Here is an 18,343-nt window from a genome sequence, read left to right as displayed (position 1 = left end):
TTAACAAAAAAAGCCGCTAGGCGGCGGAGGAAGACAACGCATGACCGTCAAGTCAGACATTGAGATCGCACGCGAAGCCAAGATGAAGCCGATCTCTCAGGTGGGCGAGAAGATCGCGGTGCCGGGTGACGCGCTGCTCAACTACGGACCTTACAAGGCGAAGATCTCGGCCGAGTTCATCAACAGCGTCAAAGATCGCCCCGATGGCAAGCTCATTCTGGTGACTGCGATTTCGCCAACGCCGGCTGGCGAAGGCAAGACGACGACGACGGTCGGTCTGGGCGATGGTCTGAACCGCATCGGCAAGAAGGCGATGAGCTGCCTGCGCGAACCCTCACTCGGGCCCTGCTTCGGCGTGAAGGGTGGCGCGGCCGGCGGCGGCTATGCCCAGGTCGTGCCGATGGAAGACATCAACCTGCATTTCACCGGCGACTTCCACGCCATCACGTCGGCGAACAACCTGCTCGCCGCGATGATCGACAACCACATCTACTGGGGCAACAAGCTCGGCCTTGACGAGCGCCGCATCACCTGGCGCCGCGTCATCGACATGAACGACCGGGCGCTGCGCTCGATCGTCAACTCGCTCGGTGGCGTTTCCAACGGCTTCCCGCGTCAGGACGGCTTCGACATCACGGTGGCCTCGGAAGTGATGGCGATCCTGTGCCTTGCCAGCGACCTCAAAGATCTGCAGCGCCGCCTCGGCAACATCGTCGTCGGCTATACGCGCGACAAGAAGGCGGTGCTGGCGCGGGATCTGAAGGCGGACGGCGCTATGACCGTGCTGCTCAAGGACGCGCTGATGCCGAACCTGGTGCAGACCTTAGAGAACAACCCCGTGTTCATCCACGGCGGTCCGTTCGCCAACATCGCGCACGGCTGCAACTCGGTGCTGGCCACCAAGACGGCCTTGAAGCTCGCCGACTATGTCGTGACCGAAGCCGGCTTCGGCGCGGACCTCGGCGCTGAGAAGTTCCTCGACATCAAGTGCCGCATGGCCGGTCTGAAGCCGGATGCCGCCGTCATCGTGACGACGGTGCGCGCCATGAAGATGCATGGCGGCGTCGCCAAGAACGATCTCAAGGGCGAGAACGTCGCGGCGGTCGCGAAGGGTTGCGAGAACCTCAAGCGTCACATCGAAAACATGCGCAAGTTCGGTCTGCCGCCGGTGGTTGCCATCAACCAGTTCATCACGGACACGGATGCGGAAATCGATGCGGTCCGGGAAGCGGCTGAATCGGTCGGCGCCAAGGCGTTCCTGTGCTCGCACTGGGCAAACGGCGGCGCCGGTATCGAGGACCTGGCCCGCTACGTCGCGGAGCTGGCGGATTCGGGCCAGGCGGACTTCAAGCCGCTTTACCCCGACGACATGCCGCTGTGGGACAAGATGAACACCATCGCCACGGAAATTTACCGGGCTTCGGGCATTACCGCCTCGGCGTCGGTCAAGGCGCAGTTCAAGGATCTGCAGGACGCCGGTTACGGCCATCTGCCGATCTGCGTGGCCAAGACCCAGTACTCGTTCTCGACCGATCCCAACCTGCGCGGTGCGCCAACGGGCCACGAAGTGCCCGTGCGTGAAGTGATCCTGGCGGCGGGTGCGGAATTCATCGTCGCGGTCGCGGGTGACATCATGCGCATGCCCGGCCTGCCGAGCGTGCCCTCAGCGGAAGCCATCCGCCTCAATGATCAGGGCCATATCGAGAACCTGAGCTAACCCAAAGCCGGGGAGGGGCGCAGCAGCGCCTCTTCCTCCGAGCTCTATCAATTGTGACCGGCTTTAACGATTTTCTTGAAGCCGGTTTTTCCTTTACGAAACATGCTTTGTTCAGGCGCCGTTGTGCTCGACCCGATTTCTCCCGCTTTCTTTTGCGATGTAGAGATGTCGGTCGGCGCGTTTGATGAGCTGTTGGATGTCTTCATCGGTTTTCAGTTCGGCGAGACCGAATGATGCCGTGATTTTGCCGATGGGTTGCCGGGTGGTTGTTACCCGCCAGCTGCTTGCCTCCAAATCGGAACGAATATTTTCGGTCACGTGTTTAGCCCCCTCAATACCCGTCTCGGGGAGGATTAAAGCAAACTCTTCGCCGCCATAGCGAATTGCCGTATCGCGGCCCTTAATATTTTTAACGAGCAGCGAAGCGAATAGTTGAAGCACGCTGTCTCCGACCTGATGGCCGAATTTATCGTTGATATGCTTGAAATGATCCAGATCGCAGATCACGAGAGAAAGTTTTGAGCCCTTGGCCTGCGCTTGTGCAGCTTCCTGGGCCAAAGTGATATCGAAGCGTCGGCGATTTCCAAGCTCGGTCAAGGGGTCACGCATGCCCTGATCCAAAGCATGCGCGAGCTTCGCGCGGAGTTCTTCGATCTGTTGCTGGGAGGTGGTGAGGCGTTGCTTGAGGTCGGCAGACTCTTTCTGCATCAGAGAATTCTTGGCGAGCAGAAAAGTGATTACGACGTCGGTCTTGTTGGCAGATTTGGAGCGTTCGAGCTTGGTGCGCGCGTCTTTCAGCGACCTTGAGAATTCTTCGTTCGCGCGCAAGAATGTCTGGATCCACTTTATATTCTGGACGAGTTCTTCATCCAGACGCAGGCCCTCGGCGCGAATGTCTTTTGCGAGTTCACGCTGGCTTGCTGAGAGCTCCGGACGGTTTCCCTCTTCTGCGTTACCCAAGTAGCGCTTTGTAGCGAAGTAAAGCCCCGCGCCGCTAAGCGCGAACAAGCTCAGGATAAAAACAAGAGAGTTCGGGCTTTCGACATAGCGGATCGTCTGTGTCTGACCAACGCTGTTGGATATCTCCCAGATCGCTGGCGATAACAATCCAAACGTCAAGGCGTTCACACTCACCGGAAGCCAGCCCGGAGACAAAAGGAGAGACGCCCATAAAATAGCTAAAAATATCGCTCCCGACACAAGCAGCGGCAGGGGATTGCAAAAGCGTACGGTCAATCAATATATCTCCGATTTGAGGATAGCTATATACTATAAATAATGCGTGTATACATAGATATGGTTAAAGGCTGGTAACCAAGAAGCTCTTGAGATTTCAGGCATATGGCTAAAAAGTAATCAGGCCAATTTATTTCTGTATACGAACCATCTTCCTGCGACCTAATTTTTGTCGGCGCGCCGTATCGTTACGGCGACGTCTATTTCATTATTTAAATCCACTCCTGTGTCGGTGAATATTTTTCCTGCAATGTCTTTTGTTAAATAATGCATTGTGTGAAATGAGCCGGAAGAATCCGTTCTCCGCATGTGCTCATGCAAGTCTACGAGGCCAGTGTACTCGATCGTTCCTTCGATCCATTCACCCGTACGGCGGTCTGCTTTGACGATTATATGATGACGTTTGTTCATCGCTTGCTCGCTGTCGCAAACTTCAAAAAATACCTAATTCTTAATTCTGGCATTGGCTTTTTATTTAATTTGCCGTGTGCCCAGGGCAATCCAGGCATCGTGTGTTCGATGTAAATTGGGCAGCTCAGGTTGCTGGCTTTCGTCGAAATGGCGCAAATATAATCTGCCCGCCTCCTAACTTAAGAGAAATTTTCATCACTCTATGTAGCTTATGCTGCTGGTCGTTTCTGCAGAGTGACAAAATGGTGCGCGTAAGAGAAGAAAATAAACTTTCTGTGGCGTGGTACGTACCGTCATTGCTCTGCATTGCGCTTGTCGGCCTGTGCTGGATTGGTATTGCGCTTATTCTGAAGAATACCAGAGAGTCGCAGATTGCTGCGGAAGCCCGCCACTTGCACAACGTGGCGATGATCTTTGCCGAACACGCCGCGAGCACGTTCGGTCAAGCAGACACGATGCTCCGTTCCTTAAAAAATGACGTAGAAGCGGATCTTGCATCAGGTATCGATAGTCTCAGGATTGAGAGATCAAAGTACGGCCTGGGGCCACAATCTCGACCTGTTGAGCGACTCTCCCTTGTGAATCCAAGGGGGCAGCTTGTTGCGACCTCGCTTTTAGGAACGGATACGCCACTCATTGATTTGAGTGGCCGGCCGCATATTCGAGTCCATTTAGACAATCCGGCATCCGGATTGCACATTGGCGTTCCGGTAATTTCAAAGCTCACATATCGGTGGTCTTTGTTCCTGACTCGCCGGATCAATGGGCCTAGCGGGTTCTTAGGAGGGATCGCGACTGCAGCGGTTGATCCCGCGATTTTATCGGAAATGTATGGTTCCGTGAGGCTGGGTGATGATGCGGTTATTATGCTTGTCGGCACGGACGGTATCGTCCGAGCAAAGGTGGGCGAAGACGGCAAGGCGATAGGCCGGAAGTTGGATTCGCCGGTCTGGAGGAGATTGCTAGCATCGCCACCTGACAGACCCACGGTGCATCGTACTCTCATGTCATCCGAGAAGATGATCGATGTGGCACCAGTGATGGGATATCCCTTGCGAGTGGTGGTTGGCCTCAGCAAGAACGACTACCTTGCCTCTTATCGTCTTGAAGAGCGGCGCTTAATCAGCATTGGCGCGATTGCGACGGGACTACTTTCATTGGCGGCGATTCTGATCGCAATGCTTCAATTGCGTTCCAATGCGGCCTTTCAATCTCTTGTATTGGTCGAGCAAAACAATCGGCTCATAAACTCTACGCTCGCCGTGAACAATGATCGATTCCAGGCTATGTCAGAACACCTGAGCATTGGTCTTTGTATGTTCGATGGTAGCGGAAATCTTGTCGTCTGTAATGACAACTTTTTGAAAATGTACGATCTCCCGTTTGAGCTTCGCGATCGGGAGGCAAGTTTCAAAGAAGTTGTGATACTTTGCGTCGATAACGGATTCTGGGCGGTGCGGAATGGGGACGAAGGCGGTGTTTCCGAGCCAACCTATTGGGGGCGTCTCGATGAGGAGCCTTCAAACCGTTGCGTGTATGACCTTGTGGATGGCCGATCCATTTTGGTGACGCGTCAGCGTATGAATACCGGTGGCTGGGTATTTACGCATGATGACATCACTGAGAAGCGTAAGAAGGACCGGCAGATCGAACTGTTGGCACTTTCAGATTCGTTGACATCTCTGGCCAATCGTCCGCGCTTGCTCCGCGAATTGGAATCGATGGTTGCGTCTGAGGATCGGAACTTCGCGCTGCTGTTGCTGGACCTCGACCATTTCAAATCAGTCAACGATAGTCTCGGGCATCCGGTCGGCGATAAGCTCTTGATCGAGGTTGCGGAGCGTATCAAGCGAACCTGCCGCGAGGGAGATGTTGTTGCGCGTCTCGGTGGCGATGAATTTGCTGTTATCGCCAAAGATCTCCAGGCCGTTAAGGACGCGAGCAAACTTGCGGCCCGGCTTATACAAGAAGTGTCTCAGCCCTATCTTGTCGCCAGCCATGAACTGGTTATTGGGGTCAGTATCGGTATTGCGCTTGCACATTCCACGGATCTCGCGCCGGAAGTACTTATGCAGGACGCGGACGTTGCGCTTTATCGCGCGAAGGCGGAAGGACGTAACGCTTATCGGATCTTCGCGCAGCAGATGATGCTGCAAGTCAAGCAGCGGCGCCTTTTGGAAACAGAACTACGGACGGCGGCCATCGAGAATCAGTTTGAGCCCTATTTCCAGCCGATTGTTAACACACATGATGGCCGCGCCGTGGGGTACGAAGCATTGGCGCGGTGGCATCATCCGTCGAAAGGACTGGTGATGCCTGGCGAGTTCATTGATGCTGCGGAGGAGACGGGGCTTATTGGTCCAATCGGACGACAATTATTCCGGCAAGCCTGTCAGGCTATGCGGCGCGCCCCGGAGAATGCATTTCTTTCGATTAACATCTCGCCGGTGCAGTTGCGCCATAACGATTTTGTCGAGCGCATTCTGAAGCTTTTGCAGGAAGGCGGACTGGAGCCTGATCGCGCTCAGATTGAGATTACGGAAGCTGTTGTGCTCAGGGATGATGCGATTACGCAGCATAATCTTTTGGCGTTACGGCATGCCGGTGTGCGGATCGCTGTCGACGACTTCGGTATGGGTTACTCATCCCTGAGTTATCTGAAGGAATATCCGTTTGATACGGTGAAGATCGATAAGAGCTTTACCAGCGGCGTCACTGACAATGGCCGTGGCCTTGCAATCGTCAAAGCGATTGTCGAACTAGCGCACGCTATCGGTATGGACGTTACGGCGGAAGGGGTCGAGACGGAAGAGCAGTTCACGCTCCTGAGGAGCATCGGCTGCAGTAAGGTGCAGGGCTACCTGCTGGGGCGCCCAGTGCCGGTTGATATGATTTTTGCTGGCTCCGCTACAGCTTATACGCCGTCGAGCGATGATTTGGGGGCGGGGAAAATTTACGCCTGACGAGAGACGATGGCCCCGTGATTGCTCTCTGACACAGCCTTCTGGGTGAGCGATTAGTGTCGAGAAGCGCGCAAGCGCATGTGCGTCGGATAAGCGCGCACTTTTGGTACGAGACCGGCGTTGAGCGCGCGCTGCATCCCCTCCCAATAGGCTGTTGTCATTAGTTCCCCATTGATTTCGCGAAAAGCGCGACGCAGATCAGGGTCGTCGACGCGAAGTCCAACCAGCATCTCCTCAGGTAGGAAGATGGTACCTTTTTCGAAAAACCAATCGGGGATGTCCTCTTCGCCTTCGATACGATCGAGGTTTGTGCGGACTTTGATGCCTGTGAGGGGTTCCACCGCATCGTAGTCGAATAGATAAACGCGGCCAATTCGGCTGACGCCATAATTGCGGGCGTCGAGATCCTTGTTGAAGATGTTGGCCGCAGCATTATTCGCGATACAAGTGCCGAGTTCGCGTATGGCGGCTTTGGCTTCCGTGGGAGATGCCTTTTTCAGAAACTCGGGAACGGGCGTAAGTTTCATTTGAACGATCAAATGACGGAATAGCACATAGCGGTGGAGAATCTTGACGCTGTCCGGCGCAGCGTTGGCGAATTCCTGCAACAGCTGCGGCGTGAACCATTCGCGGTCCAAGCGGACATTATCGTAGATTATGTTGTCCAGCATGGAGCCCGCACGATCGGTCTCGTGTACCGCCCGGTATTTCTGAAGTATGGCATCGACGCCGGGAAAGGTATCCCACTTATAGCCCTCGGCGGGCTGATCCCGAATTACCTTCAAGACGTACCGCGAGGATGGCGTTGAAAAACCGATGGCCACGGTGCCGCGAAAACCTAACGCAAAATCGAGCTGTTCGGTGGCGGTGTTGTGTTCGGCTTGAAGCTCGCGCATGACGGCGACCTTGCCGACGTGATTGAAGCCGATCGTCGAATAATGGAGGCCCAAGGGCCGCTTCGGCATGACGGAATGGAGGAAGTGCGCAAGCTGATGGTACGCTTCCGCGGTAACGTGAAAGTTGGCGAGCGCAGAAGAGAAGACGTAATGCAGTCGATCAGCCTCGAACAGGACGGCATCGACATATATGCCGTCCTTCTCATTGAGCAATGCGAGGGCTAATGGAATGTCGGGCCCAGATGGTTGCTTTATGCGACCAACGAGATAAGCACCACGATTTCGGAAAAAGCCGCCATCGATCATTTCGATCGTGATTGATGCGCCTGAAATGTCGCTGTTTGTGGCGGCTTCCAGTGTCTCGTTTATGCGCATTGCGATTAGCCGAGCGTCATCGACAATGTCACGGAAAGGCGCGTTGAAGCCCGGCACCTGCAGCAGATCAATTACCGTTTCGTTTTTAACGGGCCAAATACAGGTGAACGTACGTATGGCAGTGGGGCCGTTGTCATGAGGAACGATCTCTTTCTGCCTGCCGGCAAAATATGAGACTGGCGCCCATTCACCTTGCCGCATGAGGCGGCGCGTGGAACGTAGGAAGGCAAAGGCAAGATCGGCTTCATAGCGCTCGCGAATTTGAGTGAGATATTGCGCTTCAACCTCAACCCAAAAACCGCGTTCGTCAGCGAACTGGGGCCACGATTGCTTTAGCAGTGGAATCAACGCGTCGAGATTGCGCCCGTAAATGTCGAGACGCTCACGGCTCAGGTTGGTCGTTTCCGGCCAATTACGCGTCTCGAACGCTTCCTTGGCAAGATAGGGGATGTGACGCGAGCGGACGTAATAGTTGTCGAAGACGGCCAGGATAGCATTGGCGATGTGGCTCGCCTGAGCTTCTCGTGTTGTGGCTTCGGGTAGTGCGCTGAGCGCGTCGCGAGCGACTTCCTCAACCGGGATGAAAGATGCGGGGGATGAGCTGGCCTGAAACGCGACCGTCATTGCTGTGTCCTTATCGGTTGGGGCGCGACGTAGCCAGATGAGGAATACAAAAAAGCGCTCAAATAAAAAATGCGGCAGCCCAGCCGGGCTGCCGCATTGAATTTGCGAACAGGTCGGTGCCTGTTCGCAATCTTAGCTGATTATTCCGCAGCCTCAACGCGTGCGCGAACTTTCTCAACCTTGGCTGCGCAGTATTTGAACTCCGGAATCTTGCCCATTGGGTCAAGTTTCGGGTTCGTCAGCATGTTTGCGGCAGCCTCTGCAAAGCAGAATGGAATGAAGACCATCCCTTCGGGAACGTCGCGATCCATACGGGCTTTGAGAGTGATTGTGCCGCGCCGTGTCGAAACTTCGACTTCATCACCCGGCTGCAGGCCTTGCCGTGCGAGTTCGCGCGGATTGAGGCTTGCGATAGCTTCCGGCTCCAGGCTATCGAGCGTGGCTGCGCGCCGCGTCATCGAGCCGGTGTGCCAATGCTCCAGCAAGCGGCCTGTGGTAAGGATCAGCGGATATTCGTCATCCGGCACCTCATCGGGTGGGAGAAGGTCGGCAGGCGTAATCTTCGCGCGACCGGACTTGGTCGGGAACGATGATGCGAAGATGATCTCGTTGCCCGGCTTGTCGGGCGAATCACAAGGATACGTGACTGAGCCCTCACGCTCGACGCGTTCCCACGTGATGTTGTCCAACGACGGCATGACAGATGCCATTTCGTCGAACACTTCGTTGACGCCGGCGTAATCCCAATTCAGTCCAACGCGCTGAGCTAGTTCTTGAAGGAGTTCCCAGTCCTGACGTGCTTCGCCCGGGAGCGGCACGACGGGGCGGCCAAGCTGAACCTGGCGGTTGGTGTTTGTGAACGTACCGAGCTTTTCGGCGTGAGCGGAAGCCGGGAGTACGACATCGGCATGCCACGCTGTTTCAGTGAGGAAGATATCCTGAACTACGAGATGGTCGAGCTCAGTCAATGCTTCGCGTGCATGCTGGACGTCAGGGTCCGACATGGCGGGGTTCTCGCCCATGATATACATGCCGTTGATTTTGCCATCGTGGATGGCGTGCATGATTTCAACGACAGTGAGACCGGGCTTGGGATTGAGTTCTGCTCCCCAAAGCTTTTCATATTTCGAGCGTGTCGCCGGATCAGTCACAGAGACGTAGTCCGGGAAGACCATCGGAATGAGACCCGCGTCGGAAGCACCTTGGACGTTGTTCTGGCCACGGAGAGGATGAAGGCCGGTACCTGGGCGGCCGATCTGACCGGTCACAAGTGCCAGCGAGATCAGGCAACGGGCATTGTCTGTTCCGTGGGTGTGTTGTGAAACCCCCATGCCCCAGAAGATGATGGAGCGCTGCGACGTTGCGTAAAGGCGGGCAACTTCGCGAATTGTCTCGGCGGGGATTCCGCAAACGGACTCCATCTTTTCAGGTGTGAATTCCTGAATTTTCTTTTCGAGAGCCTGGTAACCTTCCGTGTGTGCCTGAACGTACTGAACGTCGACCAAGCCTTCGGTGACGATCACGTTCAGCATAGCGTTCAGGAGCGCGACGTCGGAGCCGCCCTTGAACTGCAGCATGTGCGAGGCGTGACGTGCGAGCGTACCATTATGACCGCGAGGGTCCATAATGATGAGCTTTGCACCGCGTGCGGCTGCGTTCTTCAAATAGGTGGCGGCGACGGGGTGGTTTTGGGCGGGACGGGCGCCGATGACGATCATGCAGTCGCTGTCACCAGCTGCCGTGAACGGAGCCGTAACAGCGCCGGAGCTCACGCTTTCCATGAGCGCTGCCACTGATGATGCGTGGCAGAGACGCGTGCAGTGATCGACGTTATTGGTCCCGAAGCCCTGGCGGATAAACTTCTGGAAGAGATAGGCTTCCTCGTTTGAGCCTTTGGCCGAGCCGAAGCCGGCAATGGCGTTACCACCCTTCTCTTCGCGAATTTTGACAAGGCCCTGGGCGGCTTTCTCAAGAGCCTCTTCCCAAGTTGCTTCGCGGAAGACCTTTGCGAAGTCTTCAGGACGCAACTGCATGTTGGGGTCTTTAGCGACGCCTTCGCGACGGATAAGCGGCTTCATCAGACGGTCTGGGTGACTGATGTAATCGAAGCCGAACCGCCCCTTAACGCATAGGCGGTTTTCGTTCGCCGGGCCGTTGCGGCCGTCCACGTAGAGGATCTTGTCGTCCTTGACGTGTGCGGTGGTTTGGCAGCCAACGCCGCAGAACGGGCAGAGCGTATCGACGGAGTGGTCTTCGTAAGCGACGCGTTTGCCTGCATCATCGAGCAGGTTGGCTTCCATCAGAGCGCCGGTCGGGCAAGCCTGGACGCACTCTCCGCACGCAACGCACGTTGATTCACCCATTCCGGAGTCGAAATCGAAAACGACCTTCGAGTGGTGGCCGCGGTAGGCCATGCCGATGACGTCGTTCATCTGGACTTCGCGGCAAGCGCGGACGCAAAGACCGCAATTGATGCATGCGTCGAGATGGACCGAGATCGCTGAGTGCGTGTTGTCCGCGACAGGGCCGGCTGCGCCTGGGAAGCGGCTCGTCGTGGCGATGTCCATCTGGCCGACCCAGTTCCAGAATTTGGACGATGGGTCGTGGCTTTCTTCTTTCGCAGGCTGGTCGGCGATGAGCAGTTCGAAGACCATTTCCCGGCTTTTCTTCGCCCGTTCGGAAGCGGTCTTCACCTTCATGCCATCGGCGACTTTGCGTTGGCAGGACGCCGTGAGAACGCGCTCGCCCTCGACTTCTACCATGCAGGCGCGGCAGTTGCCGTCAGCGCGGTAGCCTGGCTCCGGCAGCCAGCAAAGGTGGGGAATTGAGGTGCCGTGGCGTTTGGCGACTTGCCAAATCGTTTCGCCAGGCGCGGCCTCGACGGTCTTACCATCGAGCTCAAAGGTGATCTTATCGGTCATGATCTATCTCAGCACGTAATGGAGTTGGTTTCGCCGTATTGCGACGGCTGCTTATCCCTTGCGTTAGTCCCGTTCTGGCGCCGCGGGGCTGCCTGAAACGATGTCGTCCGGGAAGAATTTAATGACGCTGGTCAGCGGGTTCGATGCCGCTTGCCCCAAGCCGCAGATAGACGCATCGCGCATCACTTGCGCGAGATCATCGAGAAGTTCTTTGTCCCAGCTGGGCCGGCTCATCAATTGGACCGCCTTCTCTGTGCCGTTACGACACGGCGTACACTGGCCGCAGCTCTCGTCCTCAAAGAATTTCATGAGGTTCAAGGCCACAGCTTTCATATCGTCCTTATCCGACAGGATAACAACCGCGTGCGAGCCAACGAAGCAGCCATGCTTTTCGAGCTGGCCGAAGTCGAGCGGAATATCCGCCATCGACACGGGCAGAATGCCGCCCGATGCGCCGCCCGGCAGGTAGCCCTTGAAGGTGTGACCTTCTTTCATGCCGCCGCACAAACGCACCAAGTCGTTGGCTGTCGAGCCGGCTGGAGCCAGGATGACGCCGGGGTTCGCGACGTGACCGGAAACGGAATAGGACCGGAAGCCCTTCGCGCCGTTGGTGCCCTGGTTCTCGAACCACCCCGCACCTTTTTCGATGATTTGGGGGATCCAGTAGAGCGTCTCAATGTTGTTGACGAGCGTCGGACGATTGAAGATGCCGACCTGAGCAACGTAAGGTGGGCGATGACGAGGTAGCCCTCGCTTGCCTTCGATCGATTCGATCATGGCGCTTTCTTCGCCGCAAATATAAGCGCCAGCGCCGCGGCGTAGGTTGATCTTGGTATGCGGAGCCAGGTTCGCAGCCTGCAGTTTGGGAAGTTCAGCCCGCAGAATTTCAAGCACAGCTTGATACTCATCGCGCATGTAGATGAAGACTTCCTCGGCCTCTACTGCCCAAGCCGCGATCAGCATACCTTCGAGGAACTGGTGCGGACGCGTCTCGAGATAGTGCCGATCTTTAAAGGTTCCGGGTTCGCCTTCATCGCCGTTGACGGCCATGAGCCGCGGACCCTTCTCAGCCCGAACCAACGTCCACTTGCGTCCGGTTGGGAAGCCCGCGCCACCGAGGCCGCGCAGCCCACCATCAGAGAGTGTTGCGATAACGTCCTCGACTGTGTGCTTGCCGGAGAGGCAGGCCTTCAAGACCTCATAACCACCTTCGGAAACATATTGTTCGAGTGTTTGATAGGCGGGAACCTCAGGATGCGTATGGCCTCCGGTCGCGAGTTCCATCACCTTCGTGGGCGTAGCGTGGTCGACGTGGTGGTGGCCGACGTGTGCAACCGGTGCCGTATGGCAGGAGCCAACGCACGGGGCGCGGAGGATGCGCACATTTGGTGCGTCCTTGGACTGAAGCGCTTCGATAAGCTGTTCAGCACCGGCCATCATGCAGGAGAGGCTGTCGCAGACGCGGACGGTTACGGCCGGGGGACGCTCAGCATCATCCGGGACGACGTCAAAATGCGCGTAGAACGTTGCAACCTCATAAACCTCTGCCATGGGGACGCGCATGAGTTCTGCTAGCCCCTGGAGAAGGCCGGCAGGCAGGCAGCCCTCGGCATCCTGAATTTTGTGGAGATATTCGATAAGAAGCGGCCGCTCATACGGTCCTTCGCCAATCAGCCCCTTTACCGTCGCGAGTTCCTCGGGCGTGAGAACACGGCCTTTTGGATGCAACAGAGCGTTGCGACGTCCTGCGCCGGGGTGAATTGGCTTCTTACGTCCGCCGCCACCGCCATTGCCGTGACCGCCTTTTATTGTCATATCGTTCATGTTTTCGTGCCTAAACCCGCTTCAAGCGATCCAGTTCTCGAACCAGCGGATCGCATCCCGATTGAAATTTCCTATCAAAACCAGCCTTAGGTCAAATCGGCGTCGTCTATTCCTGCCATCGTCTCTTCTTTTCTTTGTCTATACGGCAAGTGTTTTCCGCATTGTTTCGCCGACTGTGGCTGCGTTGGGTGCGACGACAACGCCGGCTGATTGCAGGGCCGCGATCTTGCTAAGCGCCGTTCCGCCGCCACTCGATGAGGCAAATGCGCCGGCATGCCCCATGCGCCGCTCCGGCGGGGCGTGACGACCGGCTACAAGCGCTACGATCGGCTTTGTCGGCTTAAGCTCGGAGATCAGCTCTGCGGCTTCTTCTTCTTCCGTTCCACCGATTTCGCCAATTACGATGACGCCATCGGTGTCAGGATCATCCAGAAAAAGTTTAACGCAGGTCTTCAAATCGACGCCATGAACCGGATCGCCGCCTACGCCGATGGTTGTCGACTGGCCGAGTCCCGCTTGTGTCGTTTGCAGGACTATTTCGCTGGTTAATGAAGCTGACCGAGAGGCGATTCCAATGCGCCCGGGGCTTGCGTCGACCGTCGACATGACCCCCAACTGCGTTACGCCCGGAGCCAGAATACCTTGTGAGTTTGGACCAATCAAACGCGTCTGGGTGCCGATGAGTGCCTGGCGGACGCGGACCATATCTAAAATGGGTATTCGTTCGGTGACGCAAACGATCAAAGGTAACTCAGCTTCAATTGCTTCAATGATCGCTGCGGCCGCGTTGTTGGGTGGCACAAAAACTATTGTGGCATTGGCGCCAGTTGCGTCAATTGCTTCGCGAACGTGATTGTAGACGGGAAGATCCAGATGTCGGTTGCCACCTTTACCTGGCACGACACCTGCGACAAGCTGAGTGCCGTAAGAGAGCATCCGGCCACAGTGGAAAGTTGCGGTGCGGCCTGTCATGCCCTGGCAAAGGACCTTAGTTTCTGGACCAATGAGTACTGCCATCAGGCTGCTTTCCTTCTCGATAGCGCGACCGCCTGCTGGGCGGCGTCCGCCATATCGCTGACGGCGACGTAACGTGTGCCGTTGTTTTCCAGGATGGTGCGCGCGAAATCGGCGTTGTTTCCTGCCATACAAATCACGATAGGTATCTGACGGGGATGACGGCGCAGCGCGATGCCGATGCCTTCGGCGATGGTGTCACACCGTTGCATGCCGCCGCCGTGCACGTTGACCAAAATGGATTTGACCTGTGAGTTTGTCAGGAGCATTCCGAAACCATGCGCGATATCAAGGCTGGTTGCGGTGGTGCGGATGTCCATGAAATTCGCGGGCTGTCCGCCGGCGTCGACGATGAGATCGTACGTCGCCAGAGCAAGACCGGCGCCGTTGACGACTACCCCAACGTCTCCGTCGAGCGGGACGTAATTGATCTGGAAGCGCTGAGCTTCGAGTTCGGTTGGAGAGCAGACGATCCGATCGTTCTCCTGACGCAAGGCGGCGAGCTCGGGGCGGCGGTAGAGTGCGCTGTCGTCGGCAGATATTTTTACATCGAGTGCGATGAGGCGACCGTCCTTCGTTAGGGCCAGCGGATTAATTTCAATAAGCGTCGCTTCGTACGCGACAGCGGCGTCAGCGAGGTCGCGGTAGAGATTGGCTAATCCGGTTACGACTTCGGGTGTGTCCGCGATGATCGACGCCAAGCTGTGGAAGTCCGCGACGGCCTTATTGTTCTCAAGTGTCAATTCGAGTCGATGAATCAACCCCGGTTCTGCAGCAGCCCGCTCTTCGATCGCTTCGCCGCCTACTGCAGATGCGAGCATCACCAACTTGCCGGCCGACCTGTCCAGCGTGATGGCGACATACATTTCGCGCAGGCTTTCGATGCGCTCTTCAACGAGCACTTGCTGGACGATGTCGCCGATTGAGTGGGGCTCGCCAATGCGCAAGGCCTTTCCGATCATCGATCGGGCCTGCGCGCGTACTTGTTCCGGTGTCGAGGCGAAGGCGATGCCGTTATATTTCATACGCGCGAGAAGAGGGACCTGTGCCTTGACCGCGTAGCGATCGCACCCGAGCCGCCGGGCGGCTTCAAAGGCTTCTGACTCGCTCGCCGCAACCTGGCCAATCGGGGTGGCGATGGCAAACCGGCCCAGGAGCCGTTTTGCTTGAAACTCAAGCAAGTTCATCGACGCTTCCTCTGGCGTAAACCCAAGCCCCTATACGCGGTCGGATCTGCGCCATTCCGTTTTGCTGGCAGTCAGCCGGGCCGCATTTGCGTTGGTATATAGGATGATGAACGAAAGTATAGTGTTCGGCCGCGGAGACAAGGTCGCTGTTGATGGCATACGGTATACCAAATTTTGATCGTTGTCGAGGATTAGGTGGTATATTTCCGATCGATCTTTGGGGCGTGTTCAACTCAACCCATTCTTAGCGATTGCCTGTTCCGTGATGTGATCCTGGGCGACCGAAAACACCAAATCTCATGCCCATGTAGCTCACCACCATCGTGATCAAGCTTGAGATGAAGAGTGAGACAAGCGGGGGTGTTGTCGGTTGCGCAATGAGGATCCCAGAATAGATGGCGTAGTTCGCCGCCGCCGTCGTCCAGGCGATGCTTGCATACCCGGTGAATTCACGAACCGTCGGCGGCCGTTTTACAGCGAACGTAAACGTTCTGTGGGTCAACCAGCCGACAACCATCGCAATGGAAATCGCAAAGATACGGGAAACAAAAGGGTCGAGCCCGATGATGCGGTAGAGCAGCGCCAATATGACGGCATCGACGGTGAGGGCGAGCGTTCCAGATATAAGAAAGCGGCCACCGTGGGCTAGGGCATCGCGCATCTTTCGACCATTGGTTGGAGAAGCGTTGGCATCCTCTCTGGGATCGTCCGTCAAGGCCGCTGCTCCAGTCCCTCAGCCACGTCAGGGTGAGGTTCGCCGGGTTTGGCTGGCTGATTGGGGGTAAAACCAATCTCTTCGGCAACAAGGAAGAGTGGGCGCGCTTTCACCTCATCATAGATGCGGCCTAGATACTCGCCGATAATTCCCAGTGAAATCAATTGAACGCCCGCGAGCAGAAGGATTGAAATAATCAGGGTTGGAAATCCGGCGACATCAGTGCCGAAAATTAGAGTCTTTAATAAGAAAATCGCAGCGTAGATGAAGGCGAACGCCGAGACGAGCAGGCCGATGTAGGACCAAATGCGCAATGGGATCGTTGTAAAAGAGGCGATGCCGTCGATTGCGAAGCGTAATAGCCGGCGTGTGCTCCAACGTGACGCGTCTCCCACTTGCCGCTGGGCGACGTTATAGGGGACGCCAATAGAGCGGAAGCCGATCCAGGCAAAGAGGCCTTTGTTGAAGCGGGCGCGTTCTCCGAGCTGATTGAGGGCGTCAACGGCGCGTCGACTTAAGAGACGGAAGTCGCCCGCGTTTTCGTGTAGTTGCGTGCCGGACAGCACTTTGAAAATTGCGTAGAAGCTGCGTGCCATCATTCGGTAAGTGGCGCTGTCGGATTCCCGATCCATCCTCTGACCGTAGACATCGTCGTAACCCCGCTCCCACAGCGAAATGAATTGCGGTAACGTTTCGGGAGGATGCTGCAAGTCGGCATCCATGAGGATGACTGCATCCCCTCTAGCGTAGCGTAGCCCGGCGGCAACAGCGATTTCTTTGCCGAAGTTGCGGCTGAACGAAACGGACTTAAGACGCGGGTCAGTTTCGTTGAATTGGCGTAGCTGCGATAGCGTCGCGTCTGTTGAGCCATCGTCTATAAAGACGATCTCGTAGTCATATGTTGTTCGCTCGAGAACGGGCAGAAGCCGGGCAAGCAGCCGGGGCAGGCCGTTAGCCTCATTGAGCAACGGGATTACGATTGACAACGACTGCCTCCGGCCCGACGTCGCTATGGAGGTGGCCGGTTTGCGGACAGGCAGCTCGTCGATCTCCTTCGTCAAGAAGGCCTCGTGGTTCACAAGTCGTTAAGTATTTGCAGCGCGTTAGGCCGCATATCTTCAATGCTGCTGATTTGGCTTATTAGCTGCGCTCTGGCTAGAGCAAAGTATGTTTACTCGGTTAATCGGGATCGCCGCTTGCACATAATTTTGGAGATATCTTGCGTTGTGCGTGGGGGCGCGATTGAATCTGGCCCAAAGGTGCCGAAGCACCGGATACATGAACTAGGGAGTCTGCCACAGCATGCCGATTGAGGGGGACCTCGTCCAATTTCTTGAGCGATGGTCTGCGCAGGACCCCGAGCGTGGGGAGGTGGCGCAGGCCGTTGAGGTTATAGCGCGGGCGGCTTTGGCACTTCACGGGCTTGTGGATCGTGGTGAGCTCGCCGGGGGGCACGACGTTGTCGGGCTGAAGCCCGCGGGAGGGGATCAGCAAACCGGGCTTGATCGCCAAGCCAATGCGTTGCTGTTGGATGCGTTGCGGGACGCACCGGTCGCCGCCATGCTGAGTGAGGAAGCTGCGCGGCCCATAACGATACGGACGGACCAGCCGCTTGTCGCAGCGATCGATCCGTTGGATGGCACAACAAATATCGATACCAATGCCGCGATCGGAACAATCTTTTCAATATTGCCGCGCTTTCACGCAATGCAGTGCGGTGGGGTCGAAGACTGTTGTTTCTTTCAGCCCGGGACTAGTCAGCTCGCTGCGGGTTTTGTCGTCCATGGCTCAAGTACGCTCATGGCGCTCACCGTCCGTGAAGGGACGCATATCTTCACTTTCGATCCCGATAGCGGACGTTTTCTCCTGACGCTACGCAATGTGCAAATTCCGGCGATGGCCAGAGAATATGCAATCAACGCATCGAACTATCGACATTGGGACGAGGCGATCCGCATTTACGTCGACGACTGCTTGCAGGGCGTCGAGGGAGTGCGTGGCTGCGACTTCAACATGCGTTGGATCGGATCACTTGTTGCCGAAATCTATCGCATTTTTATGCGGGGCGGGATCTATATCTATCCGGCTGATCAACGTGAAGGCTATGAGCACGGGCGGCTTCGTCTCATCTATGAAGCCAATCCGATTGCATTGCTCGTCGAGCAGGCGGGTGGGGCAGCGTCGACAGGGCGCGAGCGCATTCTCGATATCGTTCCCAAGGCCCTGCATCAACGAGTTCCTATTCTCGTCGGGTCGCGCGCGGAGGTCGATTATGTTGATCGCCTCTATACGCATCCGCGGGCGCACGGCGAGCGCTCCCCACTCTTTGGGCGCCGCGGTTTGTTCCGCCTCTGACGGGACGTAAGGTGTGAAGATAGCGGCGCCTGCATGCTTCGCATTGTTAGGTTAAGCGCTCCTCATTCCATCCCTAGAACGTATTTCCAAAAAAGGTATCCAAGG

11 protein-coding genes are annotated in these 18,343 nt (G+C 56.4%); 3 read left to right on the top strand and 8 right to left on the bottom strand.

What is annotated here, in order from left to right:
- Positions 1-40: 40 nt before the first annotated feature.
- On the top strand, positions 41-1,717 hold the full coding sequence (locus BLS30_RS10160) for a formate--tetrahydrofolate ligase (RefSeq protein WP_046478303.1): 1,677 nt from the start codon (positions 41-43) through the stop codon (positions 1,715-1,717).
- Positions 1,718-1,828: 111 nt separating this feature from the next.
- Here the strand turns inward: BLS30_RS10160 and BLS30_RS10155 are convergent, their stop codons facing one another.
- Positions 1,829-2,953 (bottom strand): GGDEF domain-containing protein, encoded by a 1,125-nt coding sequence (locus BLS30_RS10155; RefSeq protein WP_090228466.1) that lies wholly within the window; start codon positions 2,951-2,953, stop codon positions 1,829-1,831.
- A 653-nt stretch (positions 2,954-3,606) separates the two neighbouring features.
- On the opposite strand from BLS30_RS10155, the gene BLS30_RS10145 reads away from it, so the two are divergent.
- Complete coding sequence (locus BLS30_RS10145; protein WP_090228464.1) at positions 3,607-6,327, top strand: bifunctional diguanylate cyclase/phosphodiesterase; 2,721 nt, start codon at positions 3,607-3,609, stop codon at positions 6,325-6,327.
- Positions 6,328-6,380: 53 nt separating this feature from the next.
- On the opposite strand, the gene BLS30_RS10140 is transcribed toward BLS30_RS10145, so the two are convergent.
- From BLS30_RS10140 to BLS30_RS10110, 7 genes are all read right to left on the bottom strand, one after another.
- The gene (locus BLS30_RS10140) at positions 6,381-8,222 is read right to left on the bottom strand and encodes an isocitrate dehydrogenase kinase/phosphatase AceK regulatory subunit (protein ID WP_052744024.1); all 1,842 of its coding nucleotides are present in this window, start codon (positions 8,220-8,222) and stop codon (positions 6,381-6,383) included.
- A 140-nt stretch (positions 8,223-8,362) separates the two neighbouring features.
- Complete coding sequence (fdhF, locus tag BLS30_RS10135) at positions 8,363-11,143, bottom strand: formate dehydrogenase subunit alpha (RefSeq protein ID WP_046479283.1); 2,781 nt, start codon at positions 11,141-11,143, stop codon at positions 8,363-8,365.
- Positions 11,144-11,206: 63 nt separating this feature from the next.
- Positions 11,207-12,958, bottom strand: a complete 1,752-nt coding sequence (locus BLS30_RS10130) for an NAD(P)H-dependent oxidoreductase subunit E (protein ID WP_170832451.1) — start codon at positions 12,956-12,958, stop codon at positions 11,207-11,209.
- A gap of 147 nt (positions 12,959-13,105) precedes the next feature.
- On the bottom strand, positions 13,106-13,984 hold the full coding sequence (gene sucD / locus BLS30_RS10125; protein ID WP_090228459.1) for a succinate--CoA ligase subunit alpha: 879 nt from the start codon (positions 13,982-13,984) through the stop codon (positions 13,106-13,108).
- Positions 13,984-15,168 (bottom strand): succinate--CoA ligase subunit beta, encoded by a 1,185-nt coding sequence (locus BLS30_RS10120; RefSeq protein ID WP_090228455.1) that lies wholly within the window; start codon positions 15,166-15,168, stop codon positions 13,984-13,986. Before BLS30_RS10120 ends, sucD begins: the two co-directional genes overlap by 1 nt.
- A gap of 244 nt (positions 15,169-15,412) precedes the next feature.
- Positions 15,413-15,883, bottom strand: a complete 471-nt coding sequence (locus BLS30_RS10115) for a GtrA family protein (RefSeq protein ID WP_090228452.1) — start codon at positions 15,881-15,883, stop codon at positions 15,413-15,415.
- Entirely contained in the window at positions 15,880-16,944 is a 1,065-nt protein-coding gene (locus tag BLS30_RS10110) for a glycosyltransferase family 2 protein (protein WP_244464951.1), read from the bottom strand. The genes BLS30_RS10115 and BLS30_RS10110 overlap by 4 nt, the downstream gene beginning before the upstream one ends.
- A gap of 241 nt (positions 16,945-17,185) precedes the next feature.
- Here BLS30_RS10110 and BLS30_RS10105 point away from each other — a divergent pair, with 241 nt between their 5' ends.
- Positions 17,186-18,238 (top strand): class 1 fructose-bisphosphatase, encoded by a 1,053-nt coding sequence (locus BLS30_RS10105; RefSeq protein WP_052744025.1) that lies wholly within the window; start codon positions 17,186-17,188, stop codon positions 18,236-18,238.
- The last annotated feature ends 105 nt before the right edge of the window (positions 18,239-18,343 follow it).

It is taken from the genome of Filomicrobium insigne, from assembly GCF_900104305.1.
Classification (GTDB): domain Bacteria; phylum Pseudomonadota; class Alphaproteobacteria; order Rhizobiales; family Hyphomicrobiaceae; genus Filomicrobium; species Filomicrobium insigne.
Note: the sequence above shows the minus strand (reverse complement) of the source record. Positions and strands in the feature narration are given on the sequence as shown.